This is a genomic window from Streptomyces sp. 13-12-16 (assembly GCF_002114215.1).
Lineage (GTDB): Bacteria > Actinomycetota > Actinomycetes > Streptomycetales > Streptomycetaceae > Streptomyces.
The window spans coordinates 1-2,882 of sequence record NZ_NCTE01000473.1; the positions used below are offsets into that span (position 1 = coordinate 1).

A 2,882-nucleotide genomic window follows, 5' to 3' on the forward strand; every position below is an offset into this window, starting at 1 on the left:
GAGGTCCTCAAGGACCGGCAGCAGGCCGAGGAAGCCGTGATCCGCCTGGAACACGGACAGCCCATCCGCTTCGGCACCGACGGCTCCAAGGGCGTCGTCCGCGACCGCGCCACCGGCGACCTGAGCGTCGTCACCGTGACAGCGGACAACGAGGCCGACATCCTCGTCCACGACGCCCACTCCACCTCCCCCACCACCGCGTTCGCACTGTCCCGGCTCGCCGACCCCAACACCCTGCACAACACCCCGATCGGCGTCTTCCGCTCCGTCGACCGGCCCGTCTACGACACCCTCATGACCGACCAACTCGACACCGCCGTCGAACAGCACGGCAAGGGCGACCTCACCGCCCTGCTCACCGGCACCGACACCTGGACCGTCGTGGGCTGACTCCTGGCAGGAACCGGGACGGGACCCGGGTGCCCTACGGCGCCCGGGTCCCGTCGTACGCCTGCCGGGCGACGAGGACGTCGGCCATGCGCTTCTCGGTCCACAGCGCCAGGTCGCGCACCTGCTCGGCCGCCTCGCGGCCCAGGCCGGTGAGGGAGTAGTCGACGCGGGGCGGGATGACCGGTTTGGCGTCGCGGTGGACCAGGCCGTCGCGCTCCAGGGTCTGGAGGGTCTGGGTGAGCATCTTCTCGCTGACCCTGCCGATCGCCCGGCGCAGTTCGCTGAAGCGGTACGAGCGCTCCAGGAGCTGGATCAGCACGAGCACGCCCCAGCGACTGGTCACATGCTCCAGGACCAGCCGGTGCGGGCACATCTCCTCGCCGTCGGTCCACCGGACACCATCACTTACCGTCATGCCAGTACCTTACTTCAAAGTGGGTACTTTCCATTAGTTAGCGTAACTCCTAGGGTGAGTGACATACCCGCACACGCACCCCCACAGGAGTTCCGAACCATGAGCATCGTCGTCACCGGCGCCACCGGACACCTCGGCCGTCACGTCGTGGACCAGCTGCTGGAGAAGGTCCCGGCCGAGCAGATCACCGCCGTCGTCCGCAGCGCGGAGAAGGCCGCGGACCTCGCCGGGCGCGGGGTGCGGATCGCGGTCGCCGACTACAACGCCCCCGAGACCTTCGACGGCCTGTTCGCGGCCGGCGACAAGGTGCTGCTGGTCTCGGGCAACGAGTTCGACAAGGGCCGGGTGGGCCAGCACCGGGTCGTCATCGACGCCGCCGAGGCCGCCGGTGTCGCCCTGCTCGCCTACACCAGCGCGCCCGGCTCCCTGACCGCCGCGCTCGCCGACGACCACCGCGGCACCGAGGAGGCGCTGCTGGGGTCGGGCGTGCCGTACGTGCTGCTGCGCAACGGCTGGTACCACGAGAACTACACCGAGAACCTCGCCCCGGTGCTCGAGCACAACGCCGTCGTGGCCGCCGCCGGCGAGGGCCGGGTCTCCTCCGCCTCGCGGGCCGACTACGCGGCCGCCGCCGTCGCCGTGCTCACCGGCGAGGGGCACGAGAACAAGACGTACGAGCTGGGCGGCGACGAGGCGTGGAGCTTCGCCGAGTACGCGGCCGAGCTGAGCCGGCAGACCGGCAGGGAGATCGTCTACAACCCGGTCGCGCCCGAGGCGCTCACCGGCATCCTGGCCGGCGCCGGAGTGCCCGGGCCGATGGCCGCGGTCCTCGCGGGCGTGGACGTCTCGATCGAGAAGGGGGAGCTGGTCGTCGACAGCGGCGACCTGTCCCGGCTGGCCGGCCGCCCGACCACCCCGCTCGCCGAGGCCGTCGCCGCCGCGCTCAAGGGCTGACCCGGAGGGCCGCCGCCCCCGCCACCCCCGCGCGTCATGACCGTATGCCGGTACGGGCATGACACGCGGGGGTGTCCGGCGTTACCGTCGTCCGGCGAGCACCGCGCGCGCGTGCGCGGGCATCGTGGGAGATCAGGACACGCGTCGGACACGAAGGAGGGGCCCGTGACCGGGAAGTCGGCCGCAGAGCGGCGCATAGGACTGCTGAACGGCTTCGCGGCGTACGGGATGTGGGGACTCGTCCCCCTGTTCTGGCCCCTGCTCAAGCCCGCCGGGGCGGTGGAGATCCTGGCCCACCGGATGGTCTGGTCACTGTTCTTCGTGGCCGCCGCCCTGCTCTTCATACGCCGCTGGGCCTGGCTCGGCGAGCTGCTGCGACAGCCGCGCAGGCTGGCGCTGATCACGGTCGCCGCGGCGGTCATCACCGTGAACTGGGGCGTCTACATCTGGTCCGTGAACTCCGGGCACGTCGTCGAGGCCTCCCTCGGCTACTTCATCAACCCGCTGGTCACGATCGCGATGGGCGTGCTGCTGCTGAAGGAACGCCTGCGGCCCGCACAGTGGGCGGCGGTCGGGGTGGGCGCCGCTGCGGTGCTCGTCCTCACCGTCGGCTACGGCCAGCCGCCGTGGATCTCACTCTGTCTCGCCTTCTCCTTCGCCACGTACGGACTGGTGAAGAAGAAGGTCAACCTCGGCGGCGTCGAGTCGCTGGCCGCCGAGACCGCGGTCCAGTTCCTGCCCGCCCTCGGCTACCTGCTGTGGCTGGGCGCCCGGGGCGATTCCACGTTCGCCGCGGAAGGGGCCGGGCACGCCGCGCTGCTCGCCGCGACCGGCATCGTCACCGCGCTCCCCCTGGTCTGCTTCGGCGCCGCCGCGATCCGCGTCCCGCTGTCCACGCTGGGCCTGCTGCAGTACCTGGCGCCGGTCTTCCAGTTCCTGCTCGGGGTCCTCTACTTCAAGGAGGCCATGCCGCCCGAGCGCTGGGCCGGTTTCGCGCTGGTGTGGCTGGCGCTCGTCCTCCTCACCTGGGACGCGCTGCGCACCGCCCGCCGGGCCGCCCGAGCGCTCGCCGGGGAGACCGGCGTGCGCGGGGGCGGCGTCCCGGCCGACGCGGCGGACGCGG

Annotated in this window: 3 protein-coding genes and 1 pseudogene; 3 read left to right on the plus strand and 1 reads right to left on the minus strand. The window is 71.9% G+C overall.

The annotated features are described in order from the left end of the window. Positions 1–390: pseudogene (locus tag B7767_RS18870) on the plus strand (2-oxoacid:ferredoxin oxidoreductase subunit beta); the annotation flags it as partial. Between the two features lie 34 nt (positions 391–424). On the opposite strand, the gene B7767_RS18875 reads toward B7767_RS18870, so the two are convergent. After that, a complete protein-coding gene (locus B7767_RS18875) occupies positions 425–805 on the minus strand; it encodes a helix-turn-helix domain-containing protein (protein ID WP_085573208.1) in 381 nt (126 codons plus the stop codon). A gap of 99 nt (positions 806–904) precedes the next feature. Here B7767_RS18875 and B7767_RS18880 point away from each other — a divergent pair, with 99 nt between their 5' ends. Next, complete coding sequence (locus B7767_RS18880) at positions 905–1,759, plus strand: SDR family oxidoreductase (RefSeq protein WP_085573209.1); 855 nt, start codon at positions 905–907, stop codon at positions 1,757–1,759. A gap of 165 nt (positions 1,760–1,924) precedes the next feature. Beyond that, positions 1,925–2,882, plus strand: a 958-nt coding sequence (gene rarD / locus B7767_RS18885) for an EamA family transporter RarD (RefSeq protein ID WP_085573210.1), incomplete at its 3' end; no start/stop codon positions are given.

What these genes read in the sequence shown, in the direction of transcription:
- B7767_RS18875 (WP_085573208.1), bottom strand. Translation starts at nt 805, where the DNA reads ATGACGGTAAGTGATGGTGTCCGGTGGACCGACGGCGAGGAGATGTGC.
- B7767_RS18880 (WP_085573209.1), top strand. Translation starts at nt 905, where the DNA reads ATGAGCATCGTCGTCACCGGCGCCACCGGACACCTCGGCCGTCACGTC.